This is a genomic window from Pseudomonas sp. FEMGT703P (genome assembly GCF_002786345.1).
Classification (GTDB): Bacteria; Pseudomonadota; Gammaproteobacteria; order Pseudomonadales; family Pseudomonadaceae; genus Aquipseudomonas; species Aquipseudomonas peli.
The window spans coordinates 29,426-47,061 of the sequence record NZ_PGCM01000009.1 but is presented as its reverse complement, the minus strand read 5'-3'; the positions used below and the strand labels follow the sequence as shown (position 1 = coordinate 47,061).

General features: G+C 61.0%; 11 protein-coding genes. 3 read left to right on the top strand and 8 right to left on the bottom strand.

Features of this window, described 5'->3' with window-relative positions; genetic code table 11:
• Positions 1-2,379: an efflux RND transporter permease subunit gene (locus tag CUR33_RS13365; protein ID WP_090252334.1), complete on the top strand. Its 2,379-nt coding sequence runs from the start codon at positions 1-3 to the stop codon at positions 2,377-2,379.
• A 302-nt stretch (positions 2,380-2,681) separates the two neighbouring features.
• On the opposite strand, the gene CUR33_RS13360 is transcribed toward CUR33_RS13365, so the two are convergent.
• The 6 genes from CUR33_RS13360 to CUR33_RS13335 are packed head-to-tail and all read right to left on the bottom strand — an operon-like array spanning position 2,682 to position 9,497.
• A complete protein-coding gene (locus tag CUR33_RS13360) occupies positions 2,682-4,322 on the bottom strand; it encodes a BatD family protein (RefSeq protein WP_289239958.1) in 1,641 nt (546 codons plus the stop codon).
• Positions 4,319-6,079 (bottom strand): VWA domain-containing protein, encoded by a 1,761-nt coding sequence (locus CUR33_RS13355; protein ID WP_448703165.1) that lies wholly within the window; start codon positions 6,077-6,079, stop codon positions 4,319-4,321. The genes CUR33_RS13360 and CUR33_RS13355 overlap by 4 nt, the downstream gene beginning before the upstream one ends.
• Complete coding sequence (locus CUR33_RS13350; protein ID WP_289239957.1) at positions 6,076-7,107, bottom strand: vWA domain-containing protein; 1,032 nt, start codon at positions 7,105-7,107, stop codon at positions 6,076-6,078. Before CUR33_RS13350 ends, CUR33_RS13355 begins: the two co-directional genes overlap by 4 nt.
• Positions 7,100-7,594: a DUF4381 domain-containing protein gene (locus tag CUR33_RS13345; protein WP_160087807.1), complete on the bottom strand. Its 495-nt coding sequence runs from the start codon at positions 7,592-7,594 to the stop codon at positions 7,100-7,102. The genes CUR33_RS13350 and CUR33_RS13345 overlap by 8 nt, the downstream gene beginning before the upstream one ends.
• Complete coding sequence (locus CUR33_RS13340; RefSeq protein ID WP_289239956.1) at positions 7,591-8,532, bottom strand: DUF58 domain-containing protein; 942 nt, start codon at positions 8,530-8,532, stop codon at positions 7,591-7,593. Before CUR33_RS13340 ends, CUR33_RS13345 begins: the two co-directional genes overlap by 4 nt.
• A gap of 5 nt (positions 8,533-8,537) precedes the next feature.
• Complete coding sequence (locus tag CUR33_RS13335) at positions 8,538-9,497, bottom strand: AAA family ATPase (protein ID WP_090252347.1); 960 nt, start codon at positions 9,495-9,497, stop codon at positions 8,538-8,540.
• Positions 9,498-9,682: 185 nt separating this feature from the next.
• Between CUR33_RS13335 and CUR33_RS13330 the strand changes: the two genes are divergently transcribed.
• On the top strand, positions 9,683-14,524 hold the full coding sequence (locus CUR33_RS13330; protein WP_289239955.1) for an NAD-glutamate dehydrogenase: 4,842 nt from the start codon (positions 9,683-9,685) through the stop codon (positions 14,522-14,524).
• Between the two features lie 245 nt (positions 14,525-14,769).
• Here CUR33_RS13330 and rnt read toward each other — a convergent pair whose 3' ends face one another.
• Together rnt and pyrC are read right to left on the bottom strand one after the other, a co-directional pair.
• Positions 14,770-15,444: a ribonuclease T gene (rnt, locus tag CUR33_RS13325; RefSeq protein WP_090252353.1), complete on the bottom strand. Its 675-nt coding sequence runs from the start codon at positions 15,442-15,444 to the stop codon at positions 14,770-14,772.
• On the bottom strand, positions 15,441-16,487 hold the full coding sequence (pyrC, locus tag CUR33_RS13320) for a dihydroorotase (RefSeq protein ID WP_170047969.1): 1,047 nt from the start codon (positions 16,485-16,487) through the stop codon (positions 15,441-15,443). Before pyrC ends, rnt begins: the two co-directional genes overlap by 4 nt.
• A 204-nt stretch (positions 16,488-16,691) precedes the next feature.
• Here pyrC and CUR33_RS13315 point away from each other — a divergent pair, with 204 nt between their 5' ends.
• Entirely contained in the window at positions 16,692-17,615 is a 924-nt protein-coding gene (locus tag CUR33_RS13315) for a flagellar protein MotY (protein WP_289239954.1), read from the top strand.
• Positions 17,616-17,636: the final 21 nt, after the last annotated feature.

Here is a 17,636-nt window from a genome sequence, read left to right as displayed (position 1 = left end):
ATGAGTAACCATCACCAGGACAAGGCGAGCTTTCTTGAACGCCTGATTTTCAACAACCGGCCTGCGGTGATTCTGATCTGCTTGCTGGTAAGCATTTTCCTGTTCTACCAAGCCTCGCAAATCCGGCCATCGACCAGCTTTGAAAAAATGATTCCGCTGAGCCATCCATTCATTCAGAACATGATGGAGCACCGTAATGACCTGGCCAACCTTGGCAACACGGTGCGTATTTCGGTAGAAGCCAAAGATGGCGATATCTTCACCAAGGAATACATGGAGACGCTGCGTCAGATCAACGACGAAGCTTTTTATATTCCTGGTGTTGACCGTTCTGGGCTGAAGTCCTTGTGGACTCCTAGCGTGCGCTGGACCGAAGTGACCGAAGAAGGTTTTGCCGGGGGTGAGGTAATTCCGCAAACCTACGACGGCAGTGCCGAGAGCATGGAGGAGTTGCGCAGCAATGTCCTCAAATCCGGCCAGGTCGGTCGTCTGGTGGCGAACAATTTTAAGTCCAGCATCGTCGATGTACCGCTGCTTGAGTCCTATCCTGATCCAAACGACCAGGGCAAGTTGATCAAACTGGACTACCAGCAGTTCTCCCACCAGCTTGAGGAGAAAATTCGCGAAAAGTATCAGGCGCAGAACCCCAATGTGCAGATCCACATCATCGGTTTTGCCAAGAAGGTCGGCGACCTGATTGATGGTCTGGTAATGGTGGTCGGCTTCTTCGCCATCGCCTTGCTGATCACCTTCGTCCTGCTGTACTGGTTCAGCTGGTGTATCCGCAGCACCGTCGGTGTGCTGGTAACCACACTGGTTGCAGTGGGCTGGCAACTGGGTCTGATGAACCTGGTTGGATTTGGTCTCGACCCATACTCCATGCTGGTGCCGTTCCTGATCTTCGCCATCGGTATTTCCCATGGCGTGCAGAAGATCAACGGTATCGCGCTGCAATCCAGTGGCGCCGATAACCCATTGATGGCGGCGCGGCGCACCTTCCGCCAGCTGTTTCTGCCGGGCATGATCGCGATTCTGGCTGACGCCGTGGGCTTTATCACCCTGCTGATCATCGACATTGGTGTGATCCATGAGTTGGCCATTGGGGCTTCTATCGGTGTAGCGGTTATCGTCTTCACCAACCTTATTCTGCTGCCGGTTGCAATTTCCTACTTGGGTATCAGCAAGAAGGCGATTGAGCGCAGCAAGAAGGATGAGGTGGCCGAGAAGCCGATGTGGCGTCTGTTGTCCAACGTCGCCCATCCGAATGTTGCGCCGTTTATGGTCGTGCTGGCGCTTGTGGGTGGTGTCAGCAGCTTCTTCTATCAGAAGGCTTACCTGCAGGTCGGCGACCTGGATCAGGGAGCGCCTGAGTTGCGTCCTGATTCGCGCTACAACCAGGACAACGACTTCATCATCAAGAATTATTCGACCAGTTCGGACGTACTGGTGGTGATGGTCAAGACGGCTCCTGAAGGCTGCTCGGCTTTCAAGACGTTGTCGGCCATGGATGAGCTGATGTGGAAGATGGAGAACACCAAAGGTGTGCAGTCTGCGGTTTCCATGGTCACGGTGTCGCGCCAGATGATCAAAGGGATGAACGAAGGCAACCTGAAGTGGGAAACTCTGTCGCGTAACCAGGACGTGTTGAATAACTCGATTGCCCGGGCTGATGGCCTGTACAACGCTGATTGTTCGGTTGCCCCGGTGCTGGTGTTCCTTGAGGATCACAAGGCCGAGACACTTAAACGTGCGGTCAGTTCGGTACAGGAGTTTGCCAAGGTGAATAACCAGGAGGATCTGGATTTCCGCCTGGCTGCTGGTAACGCGGGTATCGAGGCGGCGACCAACGAAGTGATTGCCAGTTCCGAGTTGACCATCCTGGTGCTGGTTTATATATGGGTGGCGGTGATGTGCATGATCACCTTCCGTTCTGTGCCTGCGACTATCTGCATCGTGTTGCCGCTGATCCTGACCTCGATTCTGGGTAACGCACTGATGGCGTTCCTGGGTATCGGCATGAAGGTCGCAACGTTGCCAGTGATCGCGCTCGGTGTGGGCATTGGTGTGGATTACGGCATCTACATCTACAGCCGGTTGGAAAGCTTCCTGCGTGCGGGCTTGCCGCTGCAAGAGGCCTACTACCAGACGCTCAAGTCCACCGGTAAAGCTGTGCTGTTTACTGGCCTGTGCTTGGCCATCGGCGTTGCCACCTGGATCTTCTCGGCGATCAAGTTCCAGGCTGACATGGGCCTGATGTTGACCTTTATGTTTGTCGTCAACATGTTTGGTGCCTTGCTGCTGTTGCCGGCTCTGGCGCGCTTCCTGATCAAACCAGAAAAACTGGTTGGCAAAACAGGTGGTTCGTTGCTTTCGCACTAAGGGCAGCTTGATGGCGTAAGCGTCTTGCGCTTATGCCAGGCCCAAAAACAGAAACCCTCGGTGAAGTGATTCCCGAGGGTTTTCTGTTTCTGGCGTTTGGGTAACGACTGCCATGGCAAGCTCCGCTGCGTAGGCTTTATCCATCCTGAGAGGCGCCGCTAGGCCTGGCTTTGGCTGTTAGAGAAACTGCTTGCCGGCAAGTTGTTCACAGAGCCTACGTGTTGCTAAACAGATTGGCGGGCTTGGCTTGTGTTATGCCCTGCTAGGCAATGCTGTCCATCGCTGGCTGTGTCCGCGCGGGTTTAACGTGGATACAGTGGGGGCAGGGCGCTGGTGTCCGTGTTGGCATTGCTCTCAAGGTCTTCTACGGCAGGCAGGCTACGAATGGCCAGCCACAGATTGCGGCCTTGCCAGTGCTGACCGCTTTCGCTGTAGAGCGCGCCATTCAGGCCGTCGAGGGCATCGGACAGTGGGGTAAAACGGGAGGCCATATCGGCGAGGGTTTCCGGTTGTTGGCGGGCCCAGGCGTCCAGCGCATGGCGCGTGGCCTGCGAGTCATTCGCCAGGCAGCTGCGCTTAAGGTCATCGAGCAGGTTGCGTTGGCTAGGCCCCGTCTGCTGGCTAGGCAGCACTGGAGGCTGGCGCCGCGCGCGCCACCACAGGGTAAACCCGAGCAGTGTGCTCAGGCCCAGGAGTGCAGTGCTGAGTTGCCAGGCCCAAAGGTGGGCATTGTCCACCTCGCGCAGGGTTGGGCTTGCTACTTCAATCGGCAGAGTTTCCAGGTTTGGATTTGCGGCCACCTGCAGCTTACGCGTGGGCAGGCTGCTGCGTTCGAGTTGGTCGGTCGTGGTGTTCCACCACAGCACTTCGATTGCCGGCAGGGTGATCTCGCCTTCACGGTTGGCTACCAGTGCTTCACGTTCTTCACGGCTGGCTACCAGACCGTTGTCGTTGGCCTGGTTGGCTAATTGGGGTTGGTCGGGGTAGCGGCGCAGGCCGGCAACCTGGGTGGCGGGCAAGGGCGGTAATTGTGCGCTGGCCAAACCTTCGACCTTGAGCAGTAGGCTGCGGGTCAGCGAATCACCGACGCGGGCTGTCTCCGGTTGTGGACTCCAGACTTCACTCAGGCTGAGTGCGCGCGCTGGCAACCAAGGGGCGTCGGCCGGATAGCTGGCTGGCTTGGCTTTCACCGTCAGCGGAATTTCCGGCGATCGGACCCGCACCACTTTGCCGGGGCGTGGACCGAACGGGTTGTAGGCATTGCTGGCGGAGCGATCAACTGCAGTGGCGGTAAAGGCTTGCGAGGGGATCAGCAAGTCGCCACTTTCCTGAGGGAAGATTGCGTAACGCAGCTCGATCACGCCATGGCGTATGCCGTTGATGTCCTTCTCATAGGTGCGCGGTTCACCAAGCGCTTCAACGCGCGCCTGGGGCATCTCCAGTTGGGTCAGGCTGCTGTCGTCGTACAGTGAAACGGAGTGGTAGATGCGCAGTGTCAGCACGGTTTGCGCCTGCACGTAGACGCTTTCTTGGTCCAGGCTGGCATCGATAAACACCGGTGCCAGGCGACTGTCTTCGGCGCTCGCGGCTTGCTGAACATGCAGGGTAATCGGCTCGCTTTGTAGCTGGCCGAGTGTGAGCGGCGGTATCACCACATAACCGCTGTGTTTGGGTTGCAGGGTGACGATCCAGCGCGTGCTCGCCTGGGCACCGTTGCTGCCGCTAGTCAGGCGGTTGACCTGGCGGGTGCCTAGCACCTCAAACAGCTCATTGAGCGGCTGCAGGTCGGGCTTGCCGAACAGCGTGGCGTCATTCGATTCCAGGGTCAGCTCAACGCTCTCGCCGGCATCCAGGCGGGTGCGGTCGACGCTGGCGGTCAGGCTTTGCGCGCTGACATTCAGGGCCAGCAGGCCAAGCAGAAGGGTACAGAGCAGTCGGCTCATTGCAGTTGTTCCTGGCGCTGTTGTTGTTCCAGCCTGAATTTACGCCGCAGCAGCTCGCCCGGATCGTCGGGGATCTGCCGCAGCCATTGTTCCAATGCCTGACGCCGCTCGCCGTCGAGGCTCGGCTCGGCGCTGGCGATCTGTTCTTCGCCGCTGTCGCTGTCGTCTTCTTCTGGTTGTTTCGGCGGTGTATCCGCGTCTTCATCTGCGCCAGGTTGTGCGGGTTTTTCACCCTTGTCCTCTGGCTCGGACGGCTTGGTCGGAGATTGCTCGGCCTGCTGCTGTGCGTCTGGATCGGACTGGCCTGCCTGGGGCTGGCTGCTGGGCTGATTCTGCTGCTCGTCGGGTTCTTGCGGGTCGTCGTTTTGATTCTGCTGTTGCTGCTGGTTTTGGCGCAGCAGTTCTTCGACCAGGGCTTTGTTCTTTTGCGCCTGAGCCAAGTCGGGTTGCAGTTCCAGCGCCTGGGTGTAGGCATCTAGGGCGGCTTCCAGTTCGTTGCTACGCGCCAGGGCGTTGCCACGGTTGTAGTGGTCGCCTGCGGTTTCGCCATTGGCGAAGCGTTCGGCGGCCGCAGCGTAATCGCCTGCCTGGTAGAGCGCCTGGCCTTGCCAGCGTGGATCGTGGAAACGCTGCGCGGCTGCCTCTGGTTGTTGCGCCTCAAGCAGGCGCTGGCCTTGTTGATCGGCACGCAGCCAGAGGTCGTCGAAGCTGAAGGCGTAGCTGTTCTGCGGCAGGCTCAGCAGCAACAGCGGCAGGCAAAGCAGCCAGCCGCGGCGAGCAGCGCAGGCTGCGAGTAACAGTAGCGGCAGGAGCAGCCAGTGGCTTTGGTCTGCCCAGGCTTGCAGCTGGGTCAGCTCACCATCGCGGCGCAGCTGTTGCGGTGCATCGAGTAGGCCGAGGTTGCGCAGGTCGCGTTCATCCAGCGTTACGCCCTGATACTGCCCGCCCAGTTCGCTGGCAAAGCGCTTGAGGCCGTTACTGTCCAGGCGTGGCAGCAGGATGGTGCCTTGTGCGTCCTTGAGGAATGAGCCGTCCTCCTGAATGATCGGCGCGCCCTGGGTGCTGCCAATGCCGAGAATGCGTAGGCGCTCACCACGGCGGCCGAGCGCCTGGGTGATGGCCTGGCGCTGCGTTTCGTCGAGGCTGCTGGTTAGCAGCAGCAGGCGGCCATTGCCCTGGGCGCCCTGTTCGAGCAGTTGCAGGGCTTTGGCCACCGCCAGGTCGGCGCGCTTGCCAGGCTCCGGCATGATCTCTGGGTTCAATACATCGAGTAGATTGCGGCTGGTGGCAAGGTCGTCGGACAGCGGCACCAGGGTGTGTGCGCTGCCGGCATATACGACGATGGCGGTTTGTGCATCCTGCCGTGCTTCCAACAGGTCGAGCAATTTGCGTTTGGCCTGGGCCAAACGATTGGGTGAGGCGTCGCTGGCGAGCATCTCTGGGGTCAGTTCGAGCACTACCACCAGCGGGTCGGCCGGCTTGGGGTTCTGTTGCTCGATGCGTTGCCAGCTGGGGCCGAGCAGTGCCAATAGTGCCAGCAGCCAGGCCAGGCCGAGGGCCAGCCAGGGCAGGCGACTGTTGCGCCCAGCGGTGGCGGTTAGCAGCGCGGACTGGAACGCGGCCGGCAGCAATGCTTGCCAGCGACCGCTGCGTTTCTCCCGGTGCCAAAGCTGCCAAAGCAGAAAGCCCAATAGCGGTATCAGCAGCAGCCAGAAGGGGCGTTGCCAGTGGGGCCAGAGGCTGGTCAGTTCGCTCATGACTGTTTCCCCCGTAGCCGTGTCAGCTGAGTACGCCAGCGTTGTTGCAGGCTTGGCCAGAGTGTTTGGCTGACCAGCAGCAGGCTGAACAACAGGGCCAGGCCCAGCGGCCAGGGATAGAGTGGCAAGGTCGGCCGCGCCAGAGTCGGTTTCTGCGCCACCGGCTCCAGTCTATCGAGAGTGGCTTCGATCGCCTGCAGTTCTTCACTGTCGCGGGCGCGGAAGTATTCGCCTCCGGTGGCTTCGGCAATTGCGCGCAGGCTAGGCTCGTCCAGATCGATGCCGGGGTTGAAACCGAGCATGCCGAGTACGCCGCCTTGCTCGGGGTCGGCACCGATGCCTATCGGGTAAATGGTGATGCCTTCCTCTGCGGCCAGGCGTGCGGCAGTCAAGGGATCGATTTCGCCACCATTATTGGCGCCGTCAGTCACCAGCACCAGTACGCGGCTCTGCGCTGGACGCTCGCGTAGGCGCTTGACCGCCAGGCCAATGGCGTCGCCGATGGCGGTTTGTGGTCCGGCGATGTTCTTCTGCGCTTCATCCAGCCATATATGCACGGTCTGCCGGTCGAAGGTCAGCGGCGACTGCAGGTAGGCGCGGCTGCCGAATAGGATCAGGCCAACCCGATCACCCTGACGGCCGTCGATAAATTCACCGAGCAGGTGTTTGACCAGGGTCAGACGACTGACTTCCTGGTCTTCCCACACCATGTCGGAATAATCCATGGAGCCGGATACATCCACCGCCAGCAGCAGGTCGCGGCCGCTTGCCGGCAACGGCAGCGGCTCACCCAGCCATTGCGGGCGCGCGCAGGCGAGCAGCAGTAACAGCCAGATCAGTGCAAACGGTGCTTGTTGTCGCAGGGCAGGTAGCCGTACGCGGGCGCGGCGGCCGCTCAAACCTTCCAGTTCGGCCAGGAAGCTGATTTTCAGCGCTGCTTCGCCGCTGTCCGCAGGCGGTAGCCAGGCGCGCAGCAGCCAGGGCAGCGGGGCGACCAGAAAGACCCAGGGCCAGGCAAACTCAAACATGTTTGCGAATCCAGATCGCTACGGCCTGGTTGAGCCCGGCGATGGCCTTGTCATCCAGGTTGCAGTGCGGGCGATAGGCGCCTTCCACCAGAATCATCCAGCGAGTCAGGCCGGCGGCGGGGCAGCGGCTGTCGAGGAAGGCCAGCCAGGCGCGGCTGCTGAGGATATGGCTGTTACTTTGTGGGTAACGCTCGCGGCACAGACGTTTGAGGATGGCATTGAGTTGTTGCAGCCAGGGGCCGGCATCGACGCCGTCGTAAGGTTTGCTCAGGCGTTCGAGTTCGTTCAGCGCGGCCTGGCGCAATGGGTCGAGCGGCGCTTCGGCCAACTGCCCGGCCGCTTTGCGCGGCAGGCGTTTAAGCAGTTTGAACGCGGCCCACAAGAGTAGCGGCAGTAGCACCGCGAGCAGCCACCAGCCGGGGGCCGGCGGCCACCAGCTGATCGGCGCAGGTGCGATCAGCGGCTCGAGTTGATCCAGCGGGTTCACAGGGCTTTCCTCGGTCGCTGGGCATTCAGGTGCTCGCGCAGCTGCTCGATCATCTCGCTCTGGGTGTTCAGGGCCAGCAGGGGCACGCCGAGCTTCTGCGCCAGGCGCTGCCAGCGCGCCTGGCGGGCATCGGCCAGGCTACGGTACGCCTGGCGAAGTTCGGCGTCCTGGGTGTCCAGCTCCAACTGTGCGCCATGTTCGGTAAAGCGCAGCAAACCGGCATTGGGCAGGGCGTGGTCGAGCGGGTCGGAAAGGGGCAGCAACAGCAGGTCGGTATGCCGCGCCAACAGCAGCAGCTGCTGTTCGCTGCTGTCGTTCAGCGTGCGCTCATCACACAGAATCACCACCAGACTGCCGGGGCGCAGCACTTCGCGGGCGCGGCGCAAGGCCAGGCCGAAGCTGTCGCGCCCACCCTGGGTGTCGTTGCTCAGGGCCTGATTGGCTTTGGCCAGGCGGCTGAGCAGTTGCAGCAGGCTCTGCTTGCTGCGCCGTGGTTTGATTTCGTGGTGTTCCAGATCGCCAAAGACCAAGCCGCCGATGCGGTCGTTATGGCCCAGCGCGGCCCAGCCTATCAGGCTGGCGGCCTGTGCGGCGAGCACCGACTTGAACATCAGCCCGGAGCCGAAGAATAGCCGTTTGCTCTGCTCGACCATGATGTAAATCGGCCGCTCGCGCTCTTCGTGGAACAGCTTGGTGTGTGGCTCCTGAGTACGCGCGGTGACCCGCCAGTCGATGGTGCGTACGTCGTCGCCGGGCTGATATACGCGCACCTGGTCGAAGTCCACGCCGCGCCCGCGCAGTTTGGAGTGGTGCAGACCAATCAGCGGGCTACGCCGCGCCGGCGTGGAAAACAGCTGCACCTCACGCACACGGTGGCGCATCTCGATCAGTTCACCGAGGCTGACGCGAATGCCGGGCTGCGTGGGTTGGTCGTGCATGGTGGTTAGGCGACCGCCACAACGTCGAGAATGCGCTGCACCACGCGGTCCTGGTCGATGCCGGCGGCTTCTGCCTCGAAGGACAGAATGATGCGGTGCCGCAGCACGTCGAACAGCACCGCCTGGATATCTTCCGGGCTGACGAAATCCCGCCCGGCCAGCCAGGCGTGGGCCCGTGCACAGCGGTCCAGGGCAATCGAGCCGCGCGGGCTGGCGCCGTAGGCAATCCACTCGGCCAGTTCCGGGTCGAATTTGGCCGGGGTGCGTGAGGCCATCACCAGTTGCACCAAATACTCTTCCACTGCATCGGCCATATACAGGCCGAGGATTTCCTGGCGTGCGGCAAAGATTGCCTGCTGGCTGACCAGCTGCTCGGGCTTGGTTTCGCCATTCAGCGCTTCACCACGGGCCTGGGCGAGGATCTTGCGTTCCACGCTGGCGTCGGGGAAACCGATCTTTACGTGCATCAGAAAGCGGTCGAGCTGGGCTTCGGGCAGCGGGTAGGTGCCTTCCTGCTCAATCGGGTTCTGCGTGGCCATCACCAGAAACAGCGGCGACAGGTGATAGGTGCTGCGGCCCACGCTGACCTGGCGCTCGGCCATGGCTTCGAGCAGCGCCGATTGCACCTTGGCCGGGGCGCGGTTGATTTCATCGGCCAGCACCAGGTTGTGGAAGATCGGCCCCTGCTGGAACACGAAGCTGCCGGTTTCCGGACGATAGATCTCGGTGCCGGTGATATCCGCCGGGAGCAAGTCAGGGGTGAACTGTATGCGGTGGAACTCGGCTTCGATACCTTCGGCCAGCTCCTTGATCGCCTTGGTCTTGGCCAGACCGGGAGCGCCTTCGACCAGCATGTGGCCATCGGCGAGCAAGGCAATCAGCAGCCTTTCGATGAGTTTTTCCTGGCCGAGGATCTGACTTGAAAGAAAATGTCGCAGCGCGACAAGCGCTTCACGGTGTTCCATCGTTAAGCTCATCCGGCAAATGTGACCAGCGAGTCTTGAATCTCGCCAGAGTTAAGTGGCAGCCACTTTAATGCAATCGCGGCCTCCTAGACTAACGTTGAACAACAAGGTTGTGGCGAAGGTCATTACTCGTGACTGCCTTGATCGAGTCCCCTGACGAATAACAAGCCAAACGGAGCAAACCCATGGCGTTCTTTACGGCGGCCAGCAAAGCCGATTTTCAGCACCACCTGCAAACGGCGCTGGCGCAGCACGTCAGTGAACAGGCTCTGCCACAAGTAGCCCTGTTCGCCGAGCAATTCTTCGGCATTATCGCCCTCGAGGAGCTGACCCAGCGTCGCCTCTCTGATCTGGTCGGTTGCACCTTGTCGTCCTGGCGGTTGCTGGAGCGTTTTGAACCGGCCAAGCCTGAAGTGCGGGTATTCAACCCCGATTATGAAAAACACGGCTGGCAGTCCACCCACACTGCCGTAGAAATTCTGCACAGCGATATTCCGTTCCTGGTCGACTCGGTGCGCATGGAGCTGAACCGTCGCGGTTACAGCATCCACACCCTGCAGAACAGCGTGTTCAGTGTGCGCCGCAACAAGAACGGCGAGCTGCAGGAAATCCTGCCCAAGGGTGCCCAGGGCAAGGATGTGCAGCAGGAAGCCCTGATGTTCCTGGAGATTGACCGCAGCTCCAGCGTCGGTGAATTGAAGACCCTGGAAAAGGATCTGCAAGAAGTCTTTGGCGATGTGCGCCTGAGTGTCGCCGACTTCCAGCCGATGAAAGCCAAGGCCAAGGAACTGCTGGCTTGGTTGGACAAGGCCAAACTCAAGGTTGAAGGCGCCGAGCTGGAAGAGATCAAGGTATTCATGAGCTGGTTGCTCGACGACCACTTCACCTTCCTCGGCTATGAAGAGTTCACTGTTGCCGACAGCACTGGCGGCGGCAGCATGGTCTATGACGAGAAGTCCTTGCTGGGCTTGTCCAAGCGCCTGCGCAGCGGCCTCAAGGCCGATGAGTTGCATATCGAACCGGAGGCCGTGGCCTACCTGCGCGAGCCGCAGCTGCTGTCCTTCGCCAAGGCGGCCGTACCAAGCCGCGTGCACCGCCCGGCGTATCCGGATTTGGTGTCGATCCGCGAACTGGACGCCAAAGGCAAGGTCATCAAGGAATGCCGCTTTATGGGCTTGTACACCTCTGCGGTGTATGCCGAGAGCGTATGGAGCATTCCGTTCATTCGTCGCAAGGTGGCGGTGATTAAGCAGCGTTCCGGTTTCGACAGCAGCGCGCACCTGGGCAAAGAGCTGGCTCAGGTACTGGAAGTGCTGCCGCGTGACGACCTGTTCCAGACCCCGGTGGATGAGCTGTTCAACACCACCATGGCGATCGTGCAGATTCAGGAGCGCAACAAGATTCGCGTATTCCTGCGCCGCGATCCGTACGGCCGTTTCTGCTACTGCCTGGCTTATGTGCCACGCGACGTGTACTCCACCGAAACCCGCATGAAGATCCAGCAGGTGCTGATGGAGCGCCTGCAGGCTACCGATTGCGAGTTCTGGACCTTCTTCTCCGAGTCGGTACTGGCGCGGGTGCAGTTCATCCTCAAGGTCGACCCGAAGAACCGCGTGCAGATCGACCCGCTGCGCCTGGAAAAAGAAGTCATCCAGGCCTGCCGTTCGTGGAAGGACGATTACACCAGCCTGATCGTCGAAAGCCTCGGCGAAGCCCAGGGCACCGAAGTGCTCAGCGAGTTCCCCGGCGGGTTCCCGGCCGGTTACCGCGAACGTTTCGCCCCGCACTCGGCGGTGGTCGATATGCAGCACCTGTTGAGCTTGAACGCTGAGCGCCAATTGGTGATGAGCTTCTATCAGCCGCTGACCCAGGGCGAGCAGCAGCTGCACTGCAAGCTGTACCACGCCGACACGCCACTGCCGCTGTCGGACGTGCTGCCGATTCTGGAAAACCTCGGTCTGCGCGTACTGGGCGAGTTCCCTTACAAACTGCGCCGCGCTGATGGCCGCGAGTTCTGGATTCACGACTTCGCCTTCACCTATGCCGAAGGCCTGGATGTCGACATCCAGCAGCTCAACGACACCCTGCAAGGCGCTTTCGTCAATATCGTTGGCGGCGCAGCGGAGAACGACGGCTTCAACCGTCTGGTGCTGATGGCCGCCATGCCGTGGCGTGATGTGGCGTTGCTTCGTGCTTACGCCCGCTACCTCAAGCAGATTCGTCTGGGCTTCGACCTCAGCTACATCGCCAGCACCCTGGTCAACCACGCTGATATCGCCAAGGAGCTGGTGCGCCTGTTCAAAACGCGTTTCTATCTGGCGCGCAAGCTCACCGCTGATGACCTGGAAGACAAGCAGCAGAAGCTCGAGCAGGCGATTCTCGCCGCGCTGGACAACGTTGCGGTGCTAAACGAAGACCGCATCCTGCGCCGCTACCTGGACTTGATCAAAGCCACCCTGCGCACCAACTTCTACCAGACCGATGCGGCCGGGCAGAACAAGTCCTACTTCAGCTTCAAACTCAACCCACGGGCGATTCCGGATATTCCGCGGCCGACGCCGAAGTTCGAAATCTTCGTCTACTCGCCGCGTGTTGAAGGTGTACATCTGCGCTTTGGCGACGTCGCCCGTGGCGGTCTGCGCTGGTCGGATCGCGAGGAAGACTTCCGCACCGAGGTGCTGGGCCTGGTCAAGGCGCAGCAGGTGAAGAACGCGGTCATCGTACCGATGGGTGCCAAGGGCGGCTTTATCCCACGACGCCTGCCGGTTGGCGGCAGCCGTGATGATGTGTTGGCCGAGGGTATTGCCTGCTACCGCATCTTTATCAGCGGCCTGCTGGATATCACCGACAACCTGAAAGACGGCGCCGTGGTGCCACCGCAGAACGTGGTGCGTCACGATGGCGACGATCCGTACCTGGTGGTGGCGGCCGACAAAGGCACCGCGACCTTCTCCGATATCGCCAACGGCATTGCTGCTGAATACGGCTTCTGGCTAGACGATGCCTTCGCCTCGGGCGGCTCGGCCGGTTACGACCACAAAGGCATGGGCATCACCGCCAAAGGCGGCTGGGTCTCGGTACAGCGCCATTTCCGCGAGCGCGGCATCGACGTGCAGAAGGACAACGTCACCGTAATCGGCATCGGCGATATGGCTGGTGACGTATTCGGCAACGGCCTGCTGCTGTCGGAAAGTCTGCAGCTGGTCGCGGCCTTCAACCACATGCATATCTTTATCGACCCCAACCCGGATGCGGCCAAGAGCTTTGTTGAGCGTCAGCGCCTGTTCGACTTGCCGCGCTCGAGCTGGGCCGATTACGACGCCAAGCTGATCTCGGCTGGCGGCGGTATCTTCCTGCGCAGCGCCAAGAGCATCGCCATCAGCCCGCAGATGAAAGAGCGGTTCGACATCAGCGCCGACAAGCTGGCGCCGAATGAGCTGCTGAACGCCTTGCTCAAAGCACCGGTGGATCTGCTGTGGAACGGCGGCATCGGCACCTACGTTAAATCCAGCAAGGAAAGCCACGCCGATGTCGGCGACAAGGCCAACGACCTGCTGCGCGTGGATGGCCGCGAACTGCGTGCCAAAGTGGTGGGTGAAGGCGGTAACCTCGGTATGACCCAGCTGGGTCGTGTCGAGTACGGCCTCAATGGCGGCAAGAGCAACACCGACTTTATCGACAACGCCGGTGGTGTGGACTGCTCCGACCATGAGGTGAATATCAAGATTTTGCTCGGCGAAATCGTCGGCGCGGGTGATATGACCGGCAAGCAGCGCAACAAGCTGCTGGTGGAAATGACCGATGCAGTTGGCGGCCTGGTGTTGGGCAACAACTACAAGCAGACCCAGGCGTTGTCGCTGGCTGAGCGCCGTGCGCGTGAGCGGGTGAGTGAGTACAAGCGCCTGATGACGGCTCTGGAAGCGGCCGGCAAGCTGGATCGTGCCCTGGAGTTCCTGCCTACCGACGACGAACTCAATGAGCGCGCTGCCAACGGCTTGGGTCTGACCCGTCCAGAGCTGTCGGTGCTGATCTCCTACAGCAAGATTGACCTCAAGGAGTCGCTGCTGAAATCCCTGGTGCCGGACGACGAGTACCTGGCGCGCGAGATGGAAACCGCCTTCCCGCCGCTGTTGGCGAAGAAGTTCGGTGAGCCGATGCGTCGCCATCGCCTCAAGCGCGAAATCGTCAGCACGCAGATTGCCAACGACTTGGTTAACCACATGGGCATCACCTTCGTGCAGCGCCTGAGGGAGTCCACTGGCATGAGCGCGGCGAATGTCGCCGGCGCCTATGTGATCGTGCGTGACCTGTTCCGCTTGCCGCATTGGTGGAAACAGATCGAGGCACTGGACTACCAGGTTCCTGCCGAACTGCAACTGCAGTTGATGGATGAGCTGATGCGTCTGGGCCGCCGTGCGACGCGCTGGTTCCTGCGCAGCCGCCGCAACGAGCTGGATGCGGCCCGTGACGTGGCGCATTTCGCGCCGCGCATCGAAGCACTGGTGGGTCGACTCGACGAACTGCTCGAAGGCCCGGCCCGTGAGCAGTGGCTGGCGCGCTTCCAGGGGTATGTTGAAGCGGGTGTACCGGAAGAACTGGCGCGGGTAGTGGCTGGTACCAGCCATCTTTACACCCTGTTGCCGATCATCGAAGCATCGGATGTGACCGGGCAGGAGCCGGCTCGGGTTGCGGCGGCGTACTTCGCCATTGGCGGGTCGCTGGAGCTGTCCTGGTACCTGCAGCAGATCACCAGCCTGCCGGTGGAAAACAACTGGCAAGCGCTGGCCCGTGAGGCCTTCCGCGATGACCTGGACTGGCAGCAGCGCGCTATCACCGTGTCGGTACTGCAAATGGCCGAAGGTCCTGCAGATATCGAGGAACGGGTCGGTGTGTGGCTGGATCAGCACCGCCGTCTGGTGGATCGCTGGAAGGTTATGCTCGGCGAACTGCGTGCGGCCACCAACACCGATTACGCCATGTATGCCGTGGCTAACCGCGAGTTGATGGACCTAGCGCAAAGCGCCTAATAGAAGCAGCGCAGGCCTGGCCTGCGCTGTTTCTGCCCCAATAAAAAAGCCCCGCCTAGTGCGGGGCTTTTTTATTGGGGCAGGTCTGGCGTTAGGACAGACGCAATTGCTCCCGATCTTGCGAGCTAGAGTCCTGCAAGGCAAAAGCAGGCGAGGAAGCGGAGTGTACTTTTGTACATGAGCATTCCGAGTCTGTTTTTAACGCTGCAGGGCCGACGCGCAGCAGATCGTTGACCGCCCTAACCCTAGTCGTCGAAATCCATCCAGCCGCCCATTTCCTTCCAGCGGTTTACGATGCCGCAGAACAGCTCGGCAGTCTTCTCGGTGTCGTAACGTGCCGAGTGTGCTTCCTTGCCGTCGAAGTCGATGTCGGCGGCCTGGCAGGCTTTGGCCAATACGGTTTGACCGTATGCCAGACCAGCCAAGGTGGCGGTGTCGAAGCTGGAGAATGGGTGGAACGGGTTGCGCTTGATGCCAGTGCGGTTAACCGCAGCATTAAGGAAGCCCAGGTCGAAGCTGCTGTTATGGCCAACCAGGATCGCCCGCTTGCAGCTGTTGGCTTTCAGCGATTTGCGCAGGCCACGGAAGATTTCCGTCAGCGCGTGCTCTTCAGTGACGGCCATGCGCAGCGGGTGATCGAGCTTGATGCCGGTGAAGTCCAGCGCCGCTTGTTCGATATTTGCGCCTTCAAACGGCTCGATACGGAAGAACTGGGTGTGCTCAGGGTAGAGGAAGCCGCCTTCGTCCATGCCGATGGTGGTGGCAGCGATTTCCAGCAGTGCATCGGTGGCGCAGTTGAAACCACCGGTTTCCACGTCCACGACTACCGGCAGGTAGCCACGAAAGCGCGCGGCCATCGGGTGGCGCGGGCCGGAGTGGCTGCCGCTCTCGGCTTCGTCGTCGTACAGGTCTTCACTCACGCTTGGTTCTCCAGCAGACGCCAGCGCAGGGTTTCACCGGCGCGCAGCGGGATAACGGTTTGCTCGCCCAATGGCAAGCTGGCCGGTGCGGTCCAGTCTTCACGCACCAGGGTGATGCTGTCGGTGTTGCGCGGCAGGCCGTAGAAGTCCGGGCCGTTCAGGCTGGCGAAGGCTTCCAGTTTGTCCAGCGCATTACGCTGCTCGAAGGCCTCGGCATACAGCTCGATGGCCGCATAGGCGGTGTAGCAACCGGCGCAGCCGCAGGCGGCTTCCTTGGCGTGCTTGGCGTGCGGCGCCGAGTCGGTACCGAGGAAGAACTTGGCGTTGCCGCTGGTGGCCGCATCCAGCAGAGCGTCCTGGTGGGTGTTGCGCTTGAGAATCGGCAGGCAGTAGAAGTGCGGGCGAATGCCGCCAACCAGCATGTGGTTGCGGTTGTACAACAGGTGATGGGCAGTGATGGTGGCGCCGACGTTGGCCGAAGCGCCTTGCACAAACTCCACCGCATCGCGGGTGGTGATGTGCTCGAACACCACTTTCAGGGTCGGGAAACGCTCGACCACACGGCTCAGATGTTCACCGATAAAGACCTTCTCGCGGTCGAAAACATCGATCTCACTGCGTGTCACTTCGCCGTGTACCAGCAGCGGCAGGCCGACTTCGGCCATGGCTTCGAGCACCGGGAAAATCTTGTCGATGCTGGTCACGCCAGAATCGGAGTTGGTGGTCGCGCCGGCCGGGTAGAGCTTGGCTGCATGCACAAAGCCCGAGGCCTTGGCCGTACGGACATCGTCAGGCTGAGTCAGGTCGGTGAGGTACAGCACCATCAGCGGCTCGAAACGGCTGCCGGCAGGACGGGCGCTGAGAATGCGCTGGCGATAGGCATCGGCTTCGCTGGCATTGCGCACGGGCGGTACCAGGTTGGGCATGATGATGGCGCGGCCGAAGGTGCGGGCGACATCGGCGACGGTGTGGGGCAGAACGCCACCGTCGCGCAGGTGGATGTGCCAGTCGTCGGGACGCAGCAGGGTAAGGCGGTCAGTCATGGAAGCTTCCAGGCGGGCAAAACGTAGTGAGAATGCTACCGGAAAAGCCCCTTGGCAGCACGCTGAAAGCGGCTGTCGCGGGTAAAGCGGATTGAAGGCGGGGTTGGTTTATGGTCCGCCCCGAGCAATAGCCATAAAGCACTGCTCAAGTTTTCCGCCGTGGCACCGATAGACAAAGGTAAGCCGTATTCCCTGGAGTCTGTCGTGCGACCCTACCCACTCGCGGTGCTCTGCCTGCTGGCAAGCCAGCCCGTCCTAGCCATCAGCTTCCAGACTCGTCTGGAGAAGATTGAGTGGCAGGTCGAAGGCGATCAGTTCGAGTGCCGCCTGTCGCAACCGATCACCGATTTCGGTTCTGGGGTGTTTGTACGCCGTGCGGGCGAACAGGTCACCTTCAGCCTGAAAGCCCGTGAGCGCTGGCTGGGTGCCGGTAATGCAACCTTGCTGGCGGCGGCGGCGCCCTGGCAGCCGGGGCGTGGTGATATCAACTTGGGCTCAGTCAGTGTGGTGCCGGCCGAGGTGCTGTTCAACAGTTCGCAAGAGCAAGGCACGCGCTTGCTGACTGGTCTGTTGGAGGGGCGCAGTCCTCTGGTACGCCATCGCGCAGCCATGGGGGGGGATGCGGTTGAGGTGCGCCTGCTGCCGGCCAAATTCAACAAGGCCTACCACGAATACCTGGATTGCACGGCCAAGCTGCTGCCGGTGAATTTCGATCAAGTACGCAAGAGCCAGGTCGGTTTTCCAGGTGGTGGTGTGGCGCTGGAACCACTGGCCCAGGCCAAACTCGATATCATCCTCAGCTTTCTCAAGGCCGACCCCAGCGTCAATCGCATTCAGCTAGACGGCCATGCAGACAATGGCGGCAATCGCCTGACTAATCGCGATTTGTCGCGCCGTCGTGCGTTGGCTGTGATGGAGTACCTCAAGGCCAACGGCATTCCTGCCGAGCAGATCACCATGCGTTTTCATGGTGAGCGCTACCCGGTGGCGCCGAATAATAACGAAACCAATCGGGCGAAGAACCGCCGAGTAACCATTCTGCTTGACCGGGTGCCGGAAGCTGCAGTGCCTGCTGCGCCAGCAGCGGAGCCGGCGCCTGCTGCTGCGGATCCTGCGGCCACCTCCTAGCGCCTGCAACTCGTCTGTTGT